The 19156-nt window shown below is 71.8% G+C and carries 17 protein-coding genes; 4 read left to right on the top strand and 13 right to left on the bottom strand.

From position 1 onward, the window contains the following. Positions 1-37 precede the first annotated feature (37 nt). The 3 genes from MKK82_RS32230 to MKK82_RS32220 all read right to left on the bottom strand — a co-directional run bounded on the left by MKK82_RS32230 (position 38) and on the right by MKK82_RS32220 (position 3366). Entirely contained in the window at positions 38-934 is an 897-nt protein-coding gene (locus MKK82_RS32230; protein WP_238284619.1) for a bestrophin family protein, read from the bottom strand. Between the two features lie 132 nt (positions 935-1066). Beyond that, the gene (locus MKK82_RS32225) at positions 1067-1993 is read right to left on the bottom strand and encodes an ROK family protein (RefSeq protein ID WP_238284618.1); all 927 of its coding nucleotides are present in this window, start codon (positions 1991-1993) and stop codon (positions 1067-1069) included. Then, positions 1993-3366, bottom strand: a complete 1374-nt coding sequence (locus tag MKK82_RS32220) for a dicarboxylate/amino acid:cation symporter (RefSeq protein WP_238284617.1) — start codon at positions 3364-3366, stop codon at positions 1993-1995. The genes MKK82_RS32225 and MKK82_RS32220 overlap by 1 nt, the downstream gene beginning before the upstream one ends. A 234-nt stretch (positions 3367-3600) precedes the next feature. Here MKK82_RS32220 and MKK82_RS32215 point away from each other — a divergent pair, with 234 nt between their 5' ends. Next, the gene (locus tag MKK82_RS32215) at positions 3601-4029 is read left to right on the top strand and encodes a L,D-transpeptidase (protein ID WP_238284616.1); all 429 of its coding nucleotides are present in this window, start codon (positions 3601-3603) and stop codon (positions 4027-4029) included. 118 nt (positions 4030-4147) lie between these two features. Here the strand turns inward: MKK82_RS32215 and MKK82_RS32210 are convergent, their stop codons facing one another. The 3 genes from MKK82_RS32210 to MKK82_RS32200 form a co-directional block, all read right to left on the bottom strand. Further along, positions 4148-5134 (bottom strand): hypothetical protein, encoded by a 987-nt coding sequence (locus MKK82_RS32210; RefSeq protein WP_243987973.1) that lies wholly within the window; start codon positions 5132-5134, stop codon positions 4148-4150. Positions 5135-5452: 318 nt separating this feature from the next. Next, positions 5453-5863 (bottom strand): peptide-methionine (R)-S-oxide reductase MsrB, encoded by a 411-nt coding sequence (msrB, locus tag MKK82_RS32205; protein ID WP_238284614.1) that lies wholly within the window; start codon positions 5861-5863, stop codon positions 5453-5455. 108 nt (positions 5864-5971) lie between these two features. Continuing rightward, positions 5972-7156, bottom strand: a complete 1185-nt coding sequence (locus tag MKK82_RS32200) for a YihY/virulence factor BrkB family protein (protein WP_238284613.1) — start codon at positions 7154-7156, stop codon at positions 5972-5974. A gap of 117 nt (positions 7157-7273) precedes the next feature. Here MKK82_RS32200 and MKK82_RS32195 point away from each other — a divergent pair, with 117 nt between their 5' ends. From MKK82_RS32195 to MKK82_RS32185, 3 genes are all read left to right on the top strand, one after another. Next, a complete protein-coding gene (locus tag MKK82_RS32195; protein WP_238284612.1) occupies positions 7274-8347 on the top strand; it encodes a UV damage endonuclease UvsE in 1074 nt (357 codons plus the stop codon). A gap of 46 nt (positions 8348-8393) precedes the next feature. Beyond that, the gene (locus tag MKK82_RS32190; RefSeq protein ID WP_238284611.1) at positions 8394-8945 is read left to right on the top strand and encodes an RBBP9/YdeN family alpha/beta hydrolase; all 552 of its coding nucleotides are present in this window, start codon (positions 8394-8396) and stop codon (positions 8943-8945) included. 160 nt (positions 8946-9105) lie between these two features. Further along, a complete protein-coding gene (locus tag MKK82_RS32185) occupies positions 9106-9333 on the top strand; it encodes a hypothetical protein (protein ID WP_238284610.1) in 228 nt (75 codons plus the stop codon). Between the two features lie 18 nt (positions 9334-9351). Here MKK82_RS32185 and MKK82_RS32180 read toward each other — a convergent pair whose 3' ends face one another. The 7 genes from MKK82_RS32180 to pncB all read right to left on the bottom strand — a co-directional run bounded on the left by MKK82_RS32180 (position 9352) and on the right by pncB (position 19067). Further along, positions 9352-10380, bottom strand: a complete 1029-nt coding sequence (locus MKK82_RS32180) for a YcjF family protein (protein ID WP_238284609.1) — start codon at positions 10378-10380, stop codon at positions 9352-9354. 31 nt (positions 10381-10411) lie between these two features. After that, the gene (locus MKK82_RS32175; protein ID WP_243987972.1) at positions 10412-11857 is read right to left on the bottom strand and encodes a YcjX family protein; all 1446 of its coding nucleotides are present in this window, start codon (positions 11855-11857) and stop codon (positions 10412-10414) included. 72 nt (positions 11858-11929) lie between these two features. After that, positions 11930-13090, bottom strand: a complete 1161-nt coding sequence (locus MKK82_RS32170) for a hypothetical protein (protein WP_238284607.1) — start codon at positions 13088-13090, stop codon at positions 11930-11932. Between the two features lie 76 nt (positions 13091-13166). Next, a complete protein-coding gene (gene hisN / locus MKK82_RS32165; protein WP_238284606.1) occupies positions 13167-13955 on the bottom strand; it encodes a histidinol-phosphatase in 789 nt (262 codons plus the stop codon). A 93-nt stretch (positions 13956-14048) separates the two neighbouring features. Next, positions 14049-16094 (bottom strand): AI-2E family transporter, encoded by a 2046-nt coding sequence (locus MKK82_RS32160; protein ID WP_238284605.1) that lies wholly within the window; start codon positions 16092-16094, stop codon positions 14049-14051. Between the two features lie 114 nt (positions 16095-16208). Next, positions 16209-17663, bottom strand: coding sequence for an MmgE/PrpD family protein (locus MKK82_RS32155; RefSeq protein ID WP_238284604.1), 1455 nt, complete (start codon positions 17661-17663; stop codon positions 16209-16211). Between the two features lie 111 nt (positions 17664-17774). Then, positions 17775-19067, bottom strand: coding sequence for a nicotinate phosphoribosyltransferase (gene pncB / locus MKK82_RS32150; protein ID WP_238284603.1), 1293 nt, complete (start codon positions 19065-19067; stop codon positions 17775-17777). Between the last annotated feature and the right edge of the window lie 89 nt (positions 19068-19156).

Below are 19156 nucleotides of genomic sequence, written 5' to 3'. Positions count from 1 at the left end.
CGCCGCAGCGCCCATTCCCGGAAGGGGCGGTCGGCCCCTACCGCAGCCAGTAGCCGTCCGGCGCCAGCGCCTCCGGCATCGGCTCGCCCAGCGCGTGATGCACGATCCGGTCGATGGTGCGGACCATGGCGTCGAGGGGCAGGTCGTTCGGCTCGGTGCCGAAGGGCTCTTCCAGTTCGTCCCCGAGGGCGTCGAGACCGAAGAACGTGTAACCGACGAGCGCCACCACGACCGGCGTCCCCCAGCCCAGCGAACCCGTCAGCCCTACCGGCAGAAGCAGGCAGTAGAGCCAGGCGGTGCGGTAGACGAGCAGCGTGTAGGCGAACGGCAGCGGCGTGTTCGCGATGCGCTCGCAGGCGGTGTGGACCCCCGACAGGGCCTCGATGCGGGCTTCCAGGATGCCGAACTGGATGTCGGTGAGACGTCCCGCCCGCACCAGCGCGGCGAGATCCCGGGTCATCGCGGCCAGGATCGAGTCGGTCGGGTTGGGGCCTGTCCGGTCCGATCCGGGTGCCTTCCGGTCCACCGCTGCAGCCTCGTCGAGGCCGCGCAGGCGGGCATGGAGCCCGTGCGCGAATGCCGAGAGCCGCCGGAGCTGCGGGGCGGCCTCCGGCCCCGTCAGCAAGGCCGGCAGGGCGCGGGCGAGATTGCGGACTTCTCCGATCAGGCTGCCCCAGGCCTTCCGGGCCTCCCACCAGCGCTCGTAGCAGGCGTTGTTGCGGAAGCTCAGGAAGATCGACAGGGCGAGGCCGACCACCGTGAAGGGCGTGACGCCGGCCGTCACCGGGAAGGCCTCGGGCCAGCGTGCCTCCGCCCAGACCACCGCGCAGGAGACCGCCACGATCCCGGCGAGCTTGGGCGCCACCCGCGGCAGGATCGAGCCGCGCAGGGTGAACAGCAGGGTCAGCAGGTTGGGCCGGGTGCGGACGATCATCGGGCCATCGAGGCTGGGAAGCCGCCGTCCTGCCCTGCCCCCCGCGCCCCCGCAAGAGACGTCTCCGTGAGTCGGTCCTGCCGCCGGTCGCCCCCGTGCCCGCCGACGACCCGTCGGCGGACGGCAGCCGCGTCAGACAGGCTCGGCTTCCCACAGCCACGCCGCTCCGCGTACGCCCGAGGCGTCCCCGTGTTGGCTCGCGCGCACCGGCGTGTCGAAGGCGTCGGAGAAGACGTGGGGCGCGATCGCGGCGGGCAGGCCGGCGATCAGTTCCGGGATCCGCGACAGGCCGCCGCCGATCACGATGATGTCCGGATCGAGGACGCTGACCACCTGGGCGACCGCCCGCCCGAGCCGGTCGAGATGCGCGGCCAGCGTCGCCTGCGCCTCAGGGCTGCCCGCCCGGGCGGCGGCCACCACAGCTTCGGCCGTAAGGGTCCCGCCGTGGCGCCGTCCGTGGTCGGCCGCGAGGCCGGGACCGGACAGCCAGGTCTCGACGCAGCCCTCGCGGCCGCAATAACAGGCGGGTCCGGGGCGCTCGTCGTCGCGGGGCGCCGGCAGGGGGCCGTGGCCCCACTCGCCCGCGATGCCGTTGCGGCCCGTGAGCACCCGCCCGTCGACGGCGATGCCGGATCCGACGCCGGTGCCCAGGATCACCGCCCAGACCACGTGCGCGCCCGCGCCGGCACCGTCGATCGACTCCGAGACCGCCAGGCAGTTGGCGTCGTTCTCGATCCGCAGCGGCCGCGCGAGGCGCTGCGCGAGATCAGCGCCGAACGGGAGCCCGTTGAGCCAGTCGGAATTGGCATTGCGCACGAGGCCGGTCGCCGGCGACAGGCTGCCCGGCATGCCGATGCCGACGCTGCAATCCGTGCCGGCCGCGGCCTCGAGCTGCAGGACCAGGGCGGCCACCGCCTCGATCGTCGCCCGGTAGTCGCCGCGCGGGGCCGCCATCCGCGCCTCGGCCAGGGTCGCGCCGTCCGGGCTCAGCACGATCCCGGCGATCTTGGTGCCGCCGAGATCGATGCCGAGGCGCGCACGTCCTCTGGGCGTGCCCATCACTCGGCGGCGGCGACCTTGCTGTCGGTTCCCATCGGCTGCGGCGACTCGTCGGAGATGTGGGTGCCGATCGCGAGCGGGTGGGCCATGACCTCGTTGAGCTTGGTCACGTCTAACTCACCCTCCCAGCGGCTGACCACGACGCAGGCGACGCCGTTGCCCACGAGGTTGGTGAGCGCGCGGCACTCGGACATGAACTTGTCGATGCCGAGGACCAGGGTCATGGCGGCCACCGGAACCGGGCTGTTCGGGATCGCCGAGAGCGTCGCGGCCAGGGTGATGAAGCCCGCCCCGGTGACGCCCGAGGCGCCCTTCGAGGTCAGCATCGCCACCAGGATGATGGTCGCGTACTGGCTGATCGACAGGTCCACGCCCACGGCCTGCGCCAGGAACAGCGTGGCCAGCGTCATGTAGATGTTCGTGCCGTCGAGGTTGAACGAGTAGCCCGTGGGCACCACGAGGCCGACCACCGAATCCGAGGCGCCGAGCCGGCGCATCTTGGTCATGAGCTGCGGCAGCACCGTCTCGGAGGACGACGTGCCGACGACGATCAGCAACTCGTCCTTGATGTAGGCGAGGAAGCGCAGGATCGAGAAGCCCGCCACCCGGGCGATCGTCCCGAGCACCACCAGCACGAACAGGATCGCCGTGATGTAGAAGGTGCCGACCAGCCACGCGAGGTCGTAGACCTTCTGGATGCCGTACTCGCCGATCGTGAAGGCCATGGCGCCGAAGGCGCCGACCGGGGCGAGCTTCACGATGATGCCGATGATCCGGAAGAAGATCTGGCCCGCGGTGTCGATCGCGCGGTTCACCGAGGCCGCGCGATCACCGAGATTCGTCACCACGACGCCGGTGAGGATCGAGATCAGCAGCACCTGCAGCAGGTCGCCGGTGGCGAAGGGATCGAGGAAGCTCTTCGGGATGATCGCCAGGATGTGGGCGACGGTGGAATCCGCGGCCGCCTTGCTGGCGTAGCTCGCGACCTTGCTGGCGTCGAGCTTCGACGGATCGGCGTTGAAGCCGGCGCCGGGCTTGATGATCTCGCCGACGAGGACGCCGATCAGCAGCGCCACGGTCGACACCACCTCGAAGTAGACCAGCGCCTTGAGCCCGACGCGCCCGACCTTCTTGAGATCGCCGATCGACGCGATGCCGTGCACGATGGTGCAGAAGATGATCGGCGCGATCATCATCTTGATCAGGCCGATGAAGGCGTCGCCGAGCCACTTCATCGACTTGCCGGTGGCCGGGTCGTACCAGCCGAGCAGGACGCCGAGCGCGATCGCGATCAGGACCTGGATGTAGAGCACCTTGTACCAGGGCTCGCGGGGTACGGCGGCCGGACTCGTCGCGTGGATTGCCTGTGCCATGTCCATCCCGTGCGCCCGCCGCGCACCCTCCCGATTTGCCGGCACGCTAGCGACTATCGCCCGGCGCCTCAACGGCCGCTCGGTAATCTGCCGGGAACCAATCGTGACAAAAGCCTGTCGATTCCCGCCGGAAAGTCTTCTCCCGTCTGACGATTAGGCGCATCCCCAGTAACCGAGCTGTCCTGGCGCGGCGCCGGGATTTATCCTGGGGTTCGAGACGTTTCGGGGGCATCCGTGTCTGTGCGGAATCGGGCTGCGACCGGCGCTCTGTGCGGCTTCCTCGTCGTCGCCCTCGTCGATCCGGCCGCGGCCGGGATCGTCGCGAAGATCGACCAGTCGCGGCAGCGCATGCGGGTGTTCGTCGACGGCCATCCCGCCTTCGACTGGCCGGTTTCGACGGCCCGGCGCGGCTTCGTCACACCCAGCGGCCGCTACCGGGTCGGGCTGATGGCTCCGATGTGGCGCTCGCGCAAGTATCACGGTTCGCCGATGCCGCACGCGATGTTCTTCCGCGGCGGATACGCGATCCACGGCACCTACGCGACCGGCTCCCTCGGGCGCCGGGCGAGCCACGGCTGCATCCGTCTCGCGCCGGGGCACGCGGCCGCCCTGTTCGGCCTCGCCCGCAGCCGCGGCGGAGCGGCGGTCATCATCCGCGACTGACCGGTTTGCGGCCGCCGACACCGGTCCGGGCAGCAGAAGGGCCGCAGCGCCTGTCGCGCCGCGGCCCCGAAAACGACGGCCCCGAAAACCCCGACGCGCCGCGGCGCTCGGCGGGTGGTCAGTTCTGCTGCTGGGTCCGGCGCGGGCGCACGGTCCAGCGCTCGAACACCGAGCCGGCATCCTCGCCCTTGGCGTCCTTGGACTCGGACGCGGGATCCGGCTGCTGGTGGATCGCCGCGCCGAGCGCCTGCGACAGGCTCTCGATCACGTCGTCGATGCGGGCGTCGCTGTGCAGAGGCTCGGCGGCGCCGGCCTGGGCGGACGGGGCCTCGGACTCTGCCGGCACCGCGTGGTGGGCCGGCTCGGGAGCGGGCGCCGGCTCGGGCTCGACAGGGTGTTCGGGGGCCGGCTCGGGCTGCACTGCGGCCGGAGCCTCGACGACGGGTTCCGGCGCGGGCGGCGGCACCGGGACGGCGGGCGGGGGCGGTGCGGCCGGAGCAGCGGGCGGGGCGACGACGCGGCGGAGCGCGCCCTCGTCGGCCTCCTGGGTCCGGGCGGAGCTGCCGTAGCGGCCGAACCCGAAGCGGGGCTCGATCAGGTCGAGCACCGCGTCGAGCGCGGCGTTGCTCAGCGACACCTCCTCGGCAGCCGGCACGCCCTGGATGGCCAGCGCCTGCCGCTCAAAGGCCGGCTCACTGCTGACTTCGCGGCCGAACCAGCCGGGCGCCTGGAAGCCGGCGGCCTCGCCGTCGTTGTCGAAGGTGACGCTGATCAGATCCAGGCTGCCGGGCGTGACGTAGCGATCGAGGGCGATCTCGCGACCGCCGGCGTTCAGGGTGGTGCGGTCGTAGGCCGCCTTGCCGGGGCAGACGTCGAGCAGCGCGTCGCCATGGGCACGCGGCACGTCGGTTCGCTCCTCCACCGGGGTGCCGTCGGCTCCCTTGTTCACGAGCACCAGCTGGCAAACCTGGCCGTCGACGCGCACGTACGAGGCGCGGCCCCCCTGCGGTGCGAAGTGCCCCTCCGTGATGCGGGTGCCCCCGCGCTCCTTCCGGATCAGGCGGACGAGGGACGGGGCGACCAGAAATCGGCGAACGGTGCTCATATACTCAAAAACCCTCCCGCTTGGTCGGCGGCGCGCCGATCCGGCGGACACCCCTCAGGTCTTCCGGCGCGGCGGCACGCATCAAGTGGAACCGGCAGAATCGGCGTATAAGCTGAGCCGCCACGCCGTATTCGCTCGAACCTGACCGCATCCGCCGGCAATCACCGGATGGCGACAACATGAGAGCATACAGCGCTAAGCAAAAAAGCGACGAAATCAAGACGGGAACCGGTCGCTACTCCGGCGGGGACCGAATCTGTCCCCGCAATCCCAGCGTCGCGCCCAGATTTGACAACCCAGATTAAACCGGGCGCCGCCTCACGTTGCCGGCTCGAAGGTCATCGCGGCGCCGTTCATGCAGTAGCGCAGGCCGGTCGGCGCCGGGCCGTCATCGAAGACGTGGCCCAGATGGCCCTTGCAGCGGGCGCAGTGCACCTCGGTGCGGACCATCCAGTGGCTGCGATCCACCGTGGTCTCCACCGCCCCCTCCATCGGCTCGAAGAAGCTCGGCCACCCGGTGCCGGACTCGAACTTCGTCCCCTGCTCGAACAGCGGCTGGCCACAGCCCGCGCAGGTGAACGTGCCGGGACGCTTCTCGGCGAGCAGGCAGCTCGTGCCGGCGCGCTCGGTGCCGTGCTCGCGCAGCACGCGGTACTGCTCCGGCGTGAGGGTGGTGCGCCACTCGGCCTCGCTGCGGGCCTCGGGGCTGGTGGTCGGCGTGTCGGCCATGACGATCTCCCTATTCGCGTCGCTATATAGGGATCGCGCGGGGTGTTCGGCAGGGTGTTCGGCTTGCCCCGAGGCCGGCCCTGCGCCGCCGCGGCACACTGGCCGGGATCAGGCGGCGGCACCCACTGTGTCGGCCATCCGCGCGCGGCGGGCGCCCATCGGGAGGGGCGGGCCCGTGGTGGTGTCGCGACCGGTCTGATGCTCCAGCTCGGCATTGATCTCGCCGCCGAGCAGGACGATCGTCGACGAGATCCAGATCCAGGTCATGAAGCCGATCACCGCGCCGAGCGACCCGTAGGTCTCGTTGTAGGTGCCGAAATTGGCGACGTACCAGGAGAACAGCAGCGAGGCCACGAGCCAGAGGAGGCTGGCCACCACGCTGCCGACCCCGACCCAGCGCCACCGGGCATGCTCCCGGCTCGGGCCGAACCGGTAGAGCACCGACAATCCACCGAGCAGGACGATCAGGATCGCCGGCCAGCGCAGGGCCGCGAGCAGCCACGCGGTCGAGCCCAGCCCCATGAAGTTGAGCATCACCGGCACCACCACGATGGCGTTGAGCGCGATGATGATGAACAGCAGGGCGCCGATCGTGAAGGTCAGGGACCGGAGGTTGAGCCAGAAGAAGTTCCGCTTCTCCTCCTCCTCGTAGACGACGTTCAGCGCGTCGAACATCGCCTTCATCGCGGCGTTGGCGCTCCAGATCGACAGGAGGAGACTGGAGAAGAACGTGATGCTCAGGGAGCCGCTGCCCTTGGCCGCGATGCGCTTGACCTGATCGCCGATCAGCTCGACTGCCCCCGATGGCAGGACCGCGTGCAATTGCGCGAGGTGATCGTTGATGGCGTTCACGTCCGCGAACAGGCCGTAGCACGTCACCAGGGCGGCGATGGCCGGGAACAGCGACAGCAGCGTGTAGAAGGTCACGCCTGCGGCGACCGCCAGGACCCGGTCCTTGTTGAACTCCAGGTAGACCCGCACGGCGATGTCCTTCCAGCCGGACTGGGTCATCTCGGTCGGGCTCTCGGCGGCGCGTCCCCGCTCCGGCTGGGTGGCCGCGGTGAGCTGCGCGGCGCGGCCCGAGATCGAGCGCGCGCCGGCGGCCGCGCCCTTCTGCTGTCCAGGATTCGCCCTGGGCCGGCCGCCCTCCGCCGGCGGTGTCTCGGATGGGCTCGACGGTCCGCGCCGCCCCGGCGCGGCGGCGAGGGCCACCAGCGCGGACCCGAGCATCAGGATCCACAGGATCGAGCCGGTCTCGGACGGTCCGGTCGAACGCGAGGGCGACGGAAGCATGGGTCCGGACGATCCGCCGCGCGGAACTGCCGCGCTCGGGACTCCCAACGTCGTCGTGCAGCGGCCGTTCCGCGGGTTTCGCGGGGACGCCCGGTGCTTCCGCGCGTTGTGCTCCTTATGCGCGATCAGCCACGCCTCGGATTCTGTTGCAAGTTCGTCCTGGACGAGCCGCCCGGCACGCACGCCACCCTCAAGGCGGAGCGGGATGCGACGCTCCACATGAACCTCACCAGCGTGACGATGGCCCACCTCGCCAAGCTGGAGCCGGCCGACCGGCGGGCGAAGCTTTCCGGTCTCGTCGCCCACAACCTCGACGCCCTCGCCCGACAGATCGCCTGGGTCGGGGACCGGCCGCCGATCGAGCGGCTGCTGCGCATGGCGAGCAACGTCCTGCCCGGCTACACCCACCCGATCGCGCAGGAGATCTATGCGGAGCCGGAGATGGCGGCGCTCGTGGAGCGCGGCCTCGCGGAGGCCGGCGCCCTCGCCCGTCGGCTCGGCGTGCGCCTGAGCTTCCATCCCGGCCCGTTCTGCCTGCTGGCTAGCCGGAATCCCGCGGCCATCGCGAACGGCCTCTCGGAACTCGACTACCACGCCGAGATCTTCGACCGCATGGGCTACGGCGGCGGCTGGCACCCGCACGGCGCGCACATCAACATCCATGTCGGCGCAGGCGACCCCGGGGTCGAGGGCTTCCGCGCCACCCTCCCCCGGGCGAGCCGCGTGGCGCGCGACCTCATCACGGTGGAGAACGACGAGAACGTCTTCGGCGTCGAGGCCGTGCTGAAGCTCGCCGACGTGGTTCCGATCGTGCTCGACCTGCACCACCACTGGGTCCAGAGCGGCGGCGCGTACCTCGAGCCGGATCATCCCCTCGTCGGCCGGGTCCGGGAGTCCTGGCGCGGCGTGCGGCCGGTGGCTCACATCAGCGTGTCGCGCGAGGCGGTCTCGGCCGCGTGCGATCCGGACACCCTGCCGGACTACCCGGCGCTGCGCGCGGCCGGCCACGCGGTCCGGGACCTCGCGGCCCATTCCGACATGATGTGGAACCGGGCGGTGAACGACCTCGTGGCCCGACATCTCATCTGGGCGGATTTCGAGATCGAGGCCAAAGCGAAGAACTACGCCTCCATGCAGATCGCCCGCCATATCCTGGACCTGGAGCGGGCGAGCGCGATGGCGGCGGAGTGAACGGCCGGTCTCGACGCGTCCGCCGGACCGCTTTAGGCATCGCGACATGAAGACCGCCGATTGCGACATCCTCATCGTCCCGGGGCTCGGGGGCTCCGAGGAGGACCATTGGCAGGCGCGCTGGGCGAGCCGGCTCACCACGGCCCGGTTGGTGGCGCAGGATCAGTGGCACGCGCCGACGCCCGAGGCGTGGTGCGGGCGCATCGTCGCGGCGGTCTCGGCCGCGACCCGGCCCGTGATCCTGATCGCCCACAGCCTCGGTGTGGTGGCCTGCGTCGAGGCGGCGCCGCGCTTCCCCGCCGGCGTGGTGCGCGGTGCCCTGCTGGTGGCCCTGCCCGACGTCGAGGAGGCACCGGACCTGCCGGCCTCGGTGCGCGCCTTCGCGCCGATGCCGCGGGATCCCCTACCCTTCCCGTCGCTGCTGGTCGCGAGCCGGACCGACCCGCATTGCCGCTACGAGCGGGCGGACGATTTCGCCCATGCCTGGGGGGCGCTCACGGTCGATGCGGGCGAGTCCGGCCACATCAACGTGGCGAGCGGTCATGGCCCGTGGCCCGAGGGGTTGATGCGGCTGGCCGGGTTCCTGAAGGGGCTCTGACGCCGGCCTCGCGGGCGCACCGACATGCGCGCAGGGACGCCGCGCTTCCGCGGGGTTCCGGGGCCTCGGGCCGGGTCGCGTTAACGCCGCGTTTACCACCGCCCCGTTCAGTGGCGGTACGGGCGGGTCCTTCGTCCCGAAGCCGCCCCTGGAGAGCACCGTGACGCGCAAAGAGCTTCTGGAACGACTCGAATCGGTGCAGACCGCCCTCGGCCCCCGGGCCCAGAGCAACTTCAACAGCTCGCTGTTCAACGACGTGACGCTGCTCAAGCGGATCGAGGCCTTCGAGGCCAAGCTGGGCGAGCCCGAGAAGCCGAAGACCGCCGATTACACCGGCAACATGTTCTCCCGCATCGCCAACCGCCGCGCCGCCGCGGGCGGCAAGTAGCCCGCGCGCAGGCCGCTTCTATGTCGGCGCGGACTCCGTCGGACGCAGCAACTCGCCGGCGACGTCGGCGAGCCGCGGCGGCGCCTCGCGCACGAAGGGCAGCGGCCGGCAGACGTTCAGCGCCGCGAGACCGAACCGGGCGGTCATCAGCCCGTTGAGCACGCCCTCGCCGAGCTTGGCCGAGACCCGTGCGGCGATGCCGAGCCCCAGAACCTGCTGCATGACGCTCTCGCCCACCGCCATCCCGCCGGTGACGGTGAGATGCGCGAGCGCCGCGCGCCCGAGCCGCAGGAAGCCAAGGAAACCCGGCCGGCCGCCGTAGATCGCGGCGATCCGGCGCAGTAGCCGCACGGCCGCGAACACCACGAAGGCCACGTCGACGATCGCCCGCGGGCTGAGCGCCGTCACCGCCGAAACCTGCTTGGCCGTCGTCGCGATGGCGTTGCGCGCCTGCCGGTCGAGTCCGGCGAGCAATTCGTGCTCCGCGAGCCCGATCCGGTCGTCGACGTCGAGGATCGCGTCGGCGGCGGCGTCGATCCGGGCGCGGCCCGCCGACAGGGCGTCGCGGTCCGCATAGAAGGTCGAGAGCGCCTGCACCACCGCCTGCGCGCCGGTGTGGTCGCGGGTGGCGAGGGCGTCCAGCGCCGACTGGCGCAGCCGCTCGATCTTGCGCTCGCGCCGCAGGCCGGCAAGTTCCCGCACCACGATCGCCAGCAATGCCAGCGCGGCGAGGCCCAGGAGTGCCAGGGCCACCCAGCCGAGCCAGGGCGCGGCCTGGAACAGGTCGGCGATCATCCGCTCGACCGACAGGCCGACGCCTAACGAAACCAGGCCGCCGACCGCCGACAGGAACAGCGGCCCCCAGGGCGAGCGCCGCCGCGGGGCTACCGGCACGGCCACGCCGTCGGCGGCGTCGACGATCTCGAAGGGTTCCTCCACGATCCGCGCCTGCGGCGGCCGGGCGGCGAGCGGGGTCGTGGTGACGCTCGGCTCCGCGGACGGCTCGGGCGTGATCCGGAAGGCACGGGGTTTCTGGCCGGAGGTCATGCTCGAAGGCTCCGCGGAGTCGCACGCATCGTCATGTCAGACGGTCGCCGATCAGGAACTGCATCGCCCGATCGAGCCGGATCTGCGGCAGGTGGCCGGGGCGCCCGAGCCCGTCGGGCCGGACCAGCGGCGGGCGGAAGCGCGGGAAGCGCAGGGAGCCCGGCTCGACCGCACCCTCCAGCACCGCCTCGGCGCGGGCCGGCAGCTCGCCGGGGAAGATCGCGGCCTCGCTGTTCCCGTCGAAGACCTCGTCACCCACCACCTCGCCGGCCTCGGGGGTCCCGGCGACGGCGCGGAGCGTCTCGGTGCCGTCGTGGACGGTGGTCTCCCGGGTGGCGCGCACGGAGGCCAGCGCCACGGTGCCCACCCGGGCGCCCGCCGCTTCGGTCCGCCGCATGGCCCGCGACACGAGCAGCCGCAGCAGCGCGTCGAGCCGGTCGTGACTCGTCTGATGGAGGTGGTCGGCCTTGGTGGCGGCGAACAGAACCCGGTCGGCCCGCGGCGCGAACAGCCGGGACAGTACCGTGTTGCGGCCGATGTTGAGGCTGAGCAGCACCGCGTCCAGCGCCTCTTCCAACTCGGCCAGGGCGGTCGGCCCGGCATCGACCGCCGAGAGCACGTCCACCAGCACGATCTGCCGGTCCACCCGCTGGAAATGGTCGCGGAAGAACGGCGTCACGACCTTGTGCTTGTAGGCCTCGAAGCGCCGCTCCATCAGCCCGGCGAGGCTGTCGGGCGCGATCGTCTCGGTCAGCCCGTCCAGCGGTGCGAAGGTGAGCGCCGGGGATCCGGCGAGGTCGCCCGGCATCAGGAAGCGGCCCGGGGGCGTCGTCGCCACCGATTCCGGGCCGGCGCGCAGGCCCGCCAGATAGGCCTTGAAGGCGTCGCTCGCCCGCTCGGCCGCGACCTCGTCGAGGGGACCGTTCGGATCGAAGCTCTTCAGCGCGTCGAGCCAGGGTGCCGCCACGGCGGCCCGGCCGGGGCGGCGGGTGCCGCCGATCGTGGACCGCGACCACGCCGTGTAGCTGGTCTCGATGAGGGCGAGGTCGAGGAGCCATTCGCCGGGGTAATCGACCACGTCGAGCATCAGGGTCGCGGGGCCGGTGCGCCAGCTTCCGGCGCGCTCGTAGGCGATCTCCAGGCGGAACTGGCTGATCCGATCGGTGGAGCGGGGCCAGCGCCGCGCCTCGGTGAGCGTGCTGAAATGCTCCTCGAAGGGAAAGCGCGGCACGTCGTCGTCGGGCTGGGGCACGAGGCGGGCGCGACGCAGCCGGCCCTCCTGAGCGGGCGCGAAGGCCGGCAGGGCATGCGTCTCCACGAGATGATGGATCAGGGCCGTCGTGAAGACGGTCTTGCCGGACCGCGCGAGCCCGGTGACCCCGAGCCGGAGCGTCGGCTGGATCAGGAGATCGTGCGAGGCTTCGGCGAAGGCTTTGACGGCCGAGCCGGCGCGCGCGGCAAGGTCGATCAGGGGCACGGGCGGGCTCGTCGTGAGGGGAATAGGCGGGGCAGAGGTGGCGCGGCCAGGGCCGGACCGCAAGGCTTGCCGCTAGGGTGACGCGCCGTTGGCGGCCGGCGTGAGCGGTCTCAGCCGGGCGATCGCCCCGGCGACGAGGTCCGGTCCGGCCCGGAGTGTGCCGAGTTCCACCGCCGACATCGCCAGCATCACCGTCGCGAGGTTGGCCCGGGGCGTGCCGTCCGGCCCGAACAGGTCGAGGTCGTCGCCGGGCTTCAGGCCGACGCTGCCGCTGATCCGGCCGGCATAGGCCTCGATCCGAACGGGGTCGCCCGTGCAGAGCGGGGCCGGCAGGCGCAGGTCGAGCATCGGCAGACCGGTGGCGATGGCCGGCAGCAGCGCGGATTCGGCCACCATCCGGTCGGCGTTCGGCACACCGCGCTCCGCCCTCCGGTCGAGCAGCGCCGCCGGGTCGGCCGCACCCTGGGGGGCGCGTCCCGCGGATTGCCGCGGCGCTCCGGCCGACAGGGCGATCCCGGCCGCGATGTCGGGTCCGGGCTGGAGCATCGCCACCCGCGGCACGGCACTCGGACGCCGCCCGGAGCGGCCCGCCATCCGGGCGAGTGGCGACCAGGGCTGCACCCGCAGGGCCGCGGCCCGGCCCCGGGGCGCGCCGCCGGGCCGGTGCGCGGCGAGGAAACGGGCTCGCAGGGTTCGCCCGAGACCCCGGGGCGCGAGCGCCGACGAGACGGCGGGCGTCGACACGGTCCGTCCCTGCCGCGCCGGCGCTGACGCGACGCGGCACTCGGCCGGCGCCCAGCGGCGCACGATGGCGAGGGCCGTGCGCCGGCCGTACTCGCGATAGTAGCGCCGCAGCAGGCTCGCCGCCGCGTCGGCGCCGTCATCGAGGCTGGCGAAGGCGGTGTGGCCTTCCCCGTCGGCGCCGATCTCGCCCGGCCAGCGGGCGGACTTGATGCACCAGCCGTTGTTGAGCCGCACGCAGCGGGCCACGTAGGGCGGATCCTCCGCCAGCGAGGCCGTCAGCGCCAGTGCCCGCGGCATCAGCTGCGCGCCCGTCTGGGCATGCCAGTTGGAGACGGAGCGCGTCGCGGGGTCGAAGCGCGGCGGCGCCGGCTCCGGCTCCGCGGAGGCGACGGTCGCGGTCAGAGGCGGCAGGGCGTCGAGCAGGACGTCGGCGCCCGCCTCGGCGCGGGGTACCAGGGCCGTGAACAGGATCAGCGCGTTCAGCAGCACGCGGACACGCCTTCTCTCTGGCTCGGGACAGCAAGATCCCCCCGGACGCACCGGGCTGCGGATGGAGGCCCTGCCCTCACGGATTCAGCACCTTGAGCGCCGCCGCGTGCAGGCGCGGGTCGCCCGCCGCCACGACCCGGCCGCCCCCGGTCGCTGGTCCGCCATCCCACGCCGTCACCCGCCCTCCGGCTCCCTCGACGATCGGGATCAGCGCGACGATGTCGTAGGGCTTCAGCCCGGCCTCGACGACGAGGTCGATCTGGCCGGCCGCCAGCATGCAGTAGGCGTAGCAGTCGGCGCCGTAGCGGGACATCCGCACCTGGCCTTCCAGAGAGCGGAAGCGCTCGGCTTCCTCGCCCGCCGCGAACAGGCGGGGATCCGTGGTGGCCAGGATCGCCTGGGCGAGGTCGGCGCAGCGGCGCGTGAGCAGGGTCCGCTCGCCGGACGGCGCACGGAGCATTGCGCTGCGGCCGTCCCCGGTGAATCGCTCCGCGAGATAGGGCTGGTGCATCATCCCGCGGACCGGCACGCCGTGGCGCGTCAGCCCGATCAGCGTGCCCCAGGTCGGCAGGCCGCCGATGAAGGCCCGGGTGCCGTCGATCGGGTCGAGGACCCAGACGCATTCGGCGTCGGTGCGCTCGGAGCCGAACTCCTCGCCGAGGATGCCGTGGCCCGGAAAGGTCTGGCCGATCATCGCCCGGAGCACCACTTCGGCCGCCCGGTCGGCTTCGGTGACCGGGTCGAAGGGCGCGCCGCCGCGGGCCTTGTCGTCGAGCCCGAACTGGGCGCGGAAGAACGGCAGGATCGCCTTGCCGGACGCGTCCGCGAGGTCGTCCATGAACCGCCCCAGTTCGACGACGCTCATCGGCTCACTTCCCCGTTCACCCGCATCCCGCGCGGTCGCCCGGCGGCGGCGCAACGAAGCCGGGGCACGCGACCTTTCGTCAAGCCCCCGACCTCACGCCTCGGCCGATGCCGGCTGTCGCGGCGTGCCGTCCCGGTGATCCGGCGCCCGATCCGGCCCCGTCCCGTGAGCCGCCTCCCCGTCGACGTGCTCCTGCGCGGCCGCCAGCACCGCCTCGACGGCCTCGCGCAGCGATCCCGCCTGCCCGTCGGCCTCGGCGGTTCGTCCCGGTCCGCCGGCGAGCCGCGCGGCCCCGGCGTCCTGGGCCAGCCAGAGTCCGAGCAGGATCGGAACGCTGGGCATCCGGCCCTTGAGGCGGCGGATCAGCCGGCGCAGGTGCGTCGGCTCGCCATCGAGCGCCAGGGAGATCACGCAGCCCATGCGCGCCGGTCCCGCCTCGAACCGATCGATCCGCGCGGAGGCCGCGTCCGCGAAGGGCACCGTGCGCACGCCGATGCCGCGCTTCTCCAGGATCTGGGCCAGGATGGCGGCCGCGGCCTCGTCCAGGAAGCCGCGGCCGGCGATGCAGAGCACCGCCCCCTGGCGCGTCCAGGCCGCGGGTAGCGCCTCCGGGGCCGGACCCATCGGAAGCGGGCTGCAGGCGCCCTCCTCGCCGTCTCCCGCGGCGCCCGTGACGGCGTCGCTTCGGTCGGAGAGGTCGGCGATCAGCTCGGCCAGCGCCGCGCGCATCGAGCTCTTCTGCTGGGCCGTCAGCACGCCCCGGGCCGCGTCGCGGGCGGCGAGTTCCAGGGCCTTGAGCACCACCTCGTCGTAGTAGGACGAGAGCGAGCACTGCTGCAGGATCAGCTCGGCATGGCCCAGCACCTCCTCGGAATCGCCCGCCAGGATCCGCTGGTAGAAGTTCTGCACGGGCGTGAGCGCCGGCCGGTCGCCGAACAGCACGTCCAGGAATTCCAAGTGGTCGACGTGGCGGCCGAGCACCACGAGGCAGGCGGTGAGCGGCGTCGAGAGCAGCAGGCCGACAGGCCCCCACAGCCACGTCCAGAACAGAGCCGAGACCAGCACCGCGAAGGGCGAGAGCCCGGTGGACTGCCCGTAGAAGATCGGCTCGATCACCTGGCCTGTGAGCGGCTCCAGCACGACGAACAGGATCGCGACGGCGATCATCATGTTCCAGCCGGGATCGACCGCGGCGGCGAGCGCCATCGGCAGGAGCGCCGACAGGACCGCCCCGAGATAGGGCACGAAGCGCATCAGGGCCGAGAAGATCGCCCAGAGCACGGGGTTCGGCACGCCGATGACGTAGAGCCCGATGCCGATCACCACGCCGAAGGCGGCATTGAGGGCGAGCTGCACCACGAAGTAACGGCTGAGCCGCTTGGCCGCGTCGTCGATCGCCACGGTGGTGCGGTGCAGGTCGCTCGATCCCGCCAGCCGGATCATCCGGTCGCGCAGGTCCTCGCGCTGCATCAGCACGAACAGCAGCACCACGAAGACGATGCCGACCGTGGCCAACGGGTGCATCACCGGCGAGAGCACCGTCGAGATCATCTCCAGCGGTCCCGGCTGGGAGGCCGCGACCTCGACCAGGACGGGCTTCGGCCCGGGCTGGGCCTGCTCGGAACTCGGAGGCGGCGGAGCGGCCCGCGGCGCCTCGGCGCTGCCGGCCTCCTTGGCGCCGCCGTGGAGCGCCCGGCCGATGTTGGCGACGTACGCGGTCGCGTGGCCGACGGGGGAGTCGCGCAGCCCTTCGACCTTGCGCTCGATGGTGGTCCGGTAGCGCGGCACGTCGCCCGCGAGGTCGGCCGCCTGGATGCCGATCAGGGTCGCGAGCGCCGCCACGATGCCCACGGTCAGGAGCACGCTGACGCCCACCGCCACGAGCCGCGGCAGCCGGAGGCGCCGCAGGCGGTTCACCAGCGGCGTCAGCACGAAGGACAGGAGCAGCGCGATCGCGATCGGGATGAAGATCTCGCGGCCGAAATAGAGGGCCGCGATGATGGTGGCCCCAACCACCACCGGCGACGCCATCGCGGTCCGCGGGGTCTCGGCCGCGGCGACGCGGGTCGGCCGCGGCGGGATCAGCGGGGTCTCGGTCCGCACTGCCGGTTCGACCCCGACCGGGGTTCTCGTGCCCATACCGTAACCTGCGTCCCGAACGCCACGCGCGGGCAGCCGCCGGGAGCAACGAAAGCCGCGCGGACGGGGAACGGCACAGGGGCCGAAAACGATCCCCCGGGCCCGGCGCGATGCTTATGCCCCCGCGGTGCCGGCCCGCGCCACGTCGCCCGCATCCTTGAGTTCGGGCAGCGACCGGCAGAGCTGCATCACCCGCTTGGCCTGCGCGTCCGGCAGGATCCCGGCGGCGAGGTCGGCGAACTTCGCTTCAAGCTGCGCGTCCGACATCGGCTTCTCGACGCTGCCGATGGCGTGCTCGATGTGCCGGTGGAAGGTCCGCCCGTCGTTCAGCGTCACGGTCATGTCGACCTGCGCGGCGTCGATGCCGGGGGTGATCACCGGCACCACCTTCTGGCGCAGCGCCACCACGCGGGGATCGTTGACCGCCCGGTCGCTGAACTGCTTCTCCCCGCCCGCGCCCTCCACGAAGGCGACCGCCGCCGCGTGGTAGATGCTGAACTTGCCCTCCAGGCCGGTCCGCGGCGCGGTCTTGCCCGTCAGCTCCAGTACCAGGGGGTGAACCTTGAGATCGACGCGCTTGATGTCGTCCGGCTTGACGTGGTCCTCGTCGCGGATCTGCACCGCCGCGTCGATCGTCGGATGCATGACGATCCCGCAGGCGAAGGGCTTGTAGGTGTTGAGCTGCGCCTCGTAGCGTGTGCCGAGGCCCTCGGTGATCTCGGACCAGTCCTGCTTGGTGGAGATCGTGTTGGCCCAGCCGCGCTTGGCCTCGATCATGCCGTCCGACGAGGTGAAGCCCTTCGCCGCCAGGATCGCGGCGAACAGGCCGTTGGATGCGGCCCGGCCGGGATTGAAGCTCTTGTTCATGGAACCGAACGATTCGCGCAGGCCGACCGGCTGCGAGGCGGCGAGCCCCAGGGCGTAGACCATCTGCTGCTCGGTCAGCCCCATCAGCTTGCCCGCGGCGGCCGCCGCCCCGAACACGCCCGCGGTGCCGGTGATGTGCCAGCCCGCATCGTAGTGGTTCGGGTAGACCGCGTTGCCGATCCGGCACTCGGCCTCGATGCCGACGATCAGGGCGTCGAGGAAATCCTTGCCGGAGACGGGCCTCATCGCGGCGTAGGCCAGGATCGCCGAGGCGACCGGGCCGGCCGGGTGGATGATCGTCTTCAGGTGGGTGTCGTCGAAGTCGAAGATGTGGCTCGACACGCCGTTGAGGAACGCGGCATTCATGATGTCGAACCGCTCTGTCCGGCCGAACAGCCCGGCCTGCGGCGGCCCCGAGAACGGCTGCAGCGCCGAGACGGCCACGTCCACGGTCTCGTGGTGCGACCCGCCGATCGCCACGCCCACCCAGTTGAAGAAGCTGCGCACACCCTCGCGACGGACGGCCTCCGGCAGCGCGTCGTAGGACGAGGCCAGGATCCACTGGGCCAGGATCTTCGTCGCTGGCGGCGGGGGCGCCTTCGCGGCCGGCTTCGCCGCGTCGGCGGCCTGCCCCCCCTGAAGTGCGGGCGCCGTAAGGGCGAGGCCTGCGGCCCCGATGAGCAGGCGACGGTTCATCGACATGGCGGTCTCCCAGGCGGGGCCGCCCGCGGCGGCGCCGATTTGTCGACATGATAATGTATTCGATCGCCGACCGTCAGCCTTCGCGTTTCACCGCGCGGGCTCTGACACCCGTCAGACCATCACGGGCAGCGCCTCCTGCTCGCCCACGGAGAAGACCCGCCGGTAGCGGGCGACCTCGTCGGCCGGTCCCTGCGCCTTGGTGGGATTGTCGGAGAGCTTCACGGTGGGGCGGCCGTTCGCCTCCGTGACCTTGCAGACGATGGAGACCGGATCGAGCTTGCCGTCGGGTAGGAGGCCGCGGAAATCGTTGGTGAGCAGCGTGCCCCATCCGTAGCCGATGCGCATGCGTCCGTGGAACCGGGCGTGGATGCGCTCGATCTCATCGATGTCGAGGCCGTCGGAGAAGATCGCGAGCTTGTCGTGCGGATCGTGGCCACGATCCTGCCAGAAGCGGATCGCCTCCTCGCCCCCGTCGATCGGGTCCTTCGAGTCGATGCGGATGCCGGTCCAGTCGCTCACCCAGTCGGGGGCGTTCGCGAGGAACCCGCTCGTGCCGTAGGTGTCGGGCAGGATCACCAGCAGGTTGCCGCCGTAATCCTCCTGCCAGTCGGCCAGCACGGCGTAGGGGGCGGTGGCGAGGTCCGCGTCGTCCTCGGCGAGGGCCGCGTAGACCATCGGCAATTCGTGGGCGTTCGTGCCCACCGGCTCGACCTCCTGCCGGGCCGCGATCAGGCAGTTCGAGGTACCGAGGAACGCGCCGCCCAGTCCCTCCGCCATGGCCTGCACGCACCAATCCTGCCAGAGGAAGCCGTGGCGCCGGCGCGTGCCGAAATCGGCCACCGACAGGTCCGGCAGCTTCTGGAGGCGCTCGATCTTCTCCCAGACCCGCGTCATGGCCCGGGCGTAGAGCACCTGCAGGTCGAGCTTGCCGAGGCCCCGCAGCACGGCCCGCGCCCGCAGCTCGTTGAGGATGGCCAGCGCCGGGACCTCCCACATCGTGGTCTCGATCCACGACCCGTGGAAGGTCAGCTCGTACTGGCCGTCATGGACGGCGAGTTCGTAATCGGGAAGCCTGAAGTTCTCGAACCAGGCCACGAAGTCGGGCTCGAGGATGCGTCCCTGGCCGCGGAACACGTTGCCGCGCAGCCACGTGACCTCGCCCTTGCTGAGGCGGAGCGTCCGGGCATGATCGAGCTGCTCGCGCAGGTGGGCCGCGTCGACCTCGTCGGCGATCCGGATGCGCCGCGTGCGGTTGGTGATGCCGAAGGTGGTCTGGATGTCGGGGTGCCGGCGCAGGATCGTCTGCGCCATCAGGAGCTTGTAGAAATCGGTGTCGAGCAGCGACCGCACGATCGGGTCGATGCGGAAGCTGTGATCGTAGACCCGCTTCGCCAGATCAAGCATGCTTCTGGGACTCTGCCGCGCACTTTCGTCCCGCAGAGCGCATGGCGAGCCGGCACCCGTCAAGGAGACGGGCGGCCACCTTCCGGAGA

This window comes from Methylobacterium sp. E-046 (genome assembly GCF_022829625.1).
GTDB lineage: Bacteria > Pseudomonadota > Alphaproteobacteria > Rhizobiales > Beijerinckiaceae > Methylobacterium > Methylobacterium longum.
The sequence above is the reverse complement of the archived record's forward strand: the minus strand, read 5'-3'. Positions and strand labels throughout refer to the sequence as shown.

Excerpts from the sequence above, each read along its gene's own strand:
- pncB (WP_238284603.1), bottom strand. The coding sequence starts at position 19,067 with ATGCTTGATCTGGCGAAGCGGGTCTACGATCACAGCTTCCGCATCGAC.
- MKK82_RS32200 (WP_238284613.1), bottom strand. The coding sequence starts at position 7,156 with ATGCTTCCGTCGCCCTCGCGTTCGACCGGACCGTCCGAGACCGGCTCG.
- MKK82_RS32190 (WP_238284611.1), top strand. The coding sequence starts at position 8,394 with ATGAAGACCGCCGATTGCGACATCCTCATCGTCCCGGGGCTCGGGGGC.
- MKK82_RS32160 (WP_238284605.1), bottom strand. The coding sequence starts at position 16,094 with ATGGGCACGAGAACCCCGGTCGGGGTCGAACCGGCAGTGCGGACCGAG.
- hisN (WP_238284606.1), bottom strand. The coding sequence starts at position 13,955 with ATGAGCGTCGTCGAACTGGGGCGGTTCATGGACGACCTCGCGGACGCG.
- MKK82_RS32220 (WP_238284617.1), bottom strand. The coding sequence starts at position 3,366 with ATGGCACAGGCAATCCACGCGACGAGTCCGGCCGCCGTACCCCGCGAG.
- MKK82_RS32195 (WP_238284612.1), top strand. The coding sequence starts at position 7,274 with ATGCGCGATCAGCCACGCCTCGGATTCTGTTGCAAGTTCGTCCTGGAC.
- msrB (WP_238284614.1), bottom strand. The coding sequence starts at position 5,863 with ATGGCCGACACGCCGACCACCAGCCCCGAGGCCCGCAGCGAGGCCGAG.
- MKK82_RS32180 (WP_238284609.1), bottom strand. The coding sequence starts at position 10,380 with ATGACCTCCGGCCAGAAACCCCGTGCCTTCCGGATCACGCCCGAGCCG.
- MKK82_RS32230 (WP_238284619.1), bottom strand. The coding sequence starts at position 934 with ATGATCGTCCGCACCCGGCCCAACCTGCTGACCCTGCTGTTCACCCTG.
- MKK82_RS32210 (WP_243987973.1), bottom strand. The coding sequence starts at position 5,134 with ATGAGCACCGTTCGCCGATTTCTGGTCGCCCCGTCCCTCGTCCGCCTG.
- MKK82_RS32225 (WP_238284618.1), bottom strand. The coding sequence starts at position 1,993 with ATGGGCACGCCCAGAGGACGTGCGCGCCTCGGCATCGATCTCGGCGGC.
- MKK82_RS32155 (WP_238284604.1), bottom strand. The coding sequence starts at position 17,663 with ATGTCGATGAACCGTCGCCTGCTCATCGGGGCCGCAGGCCTCGCCCTT.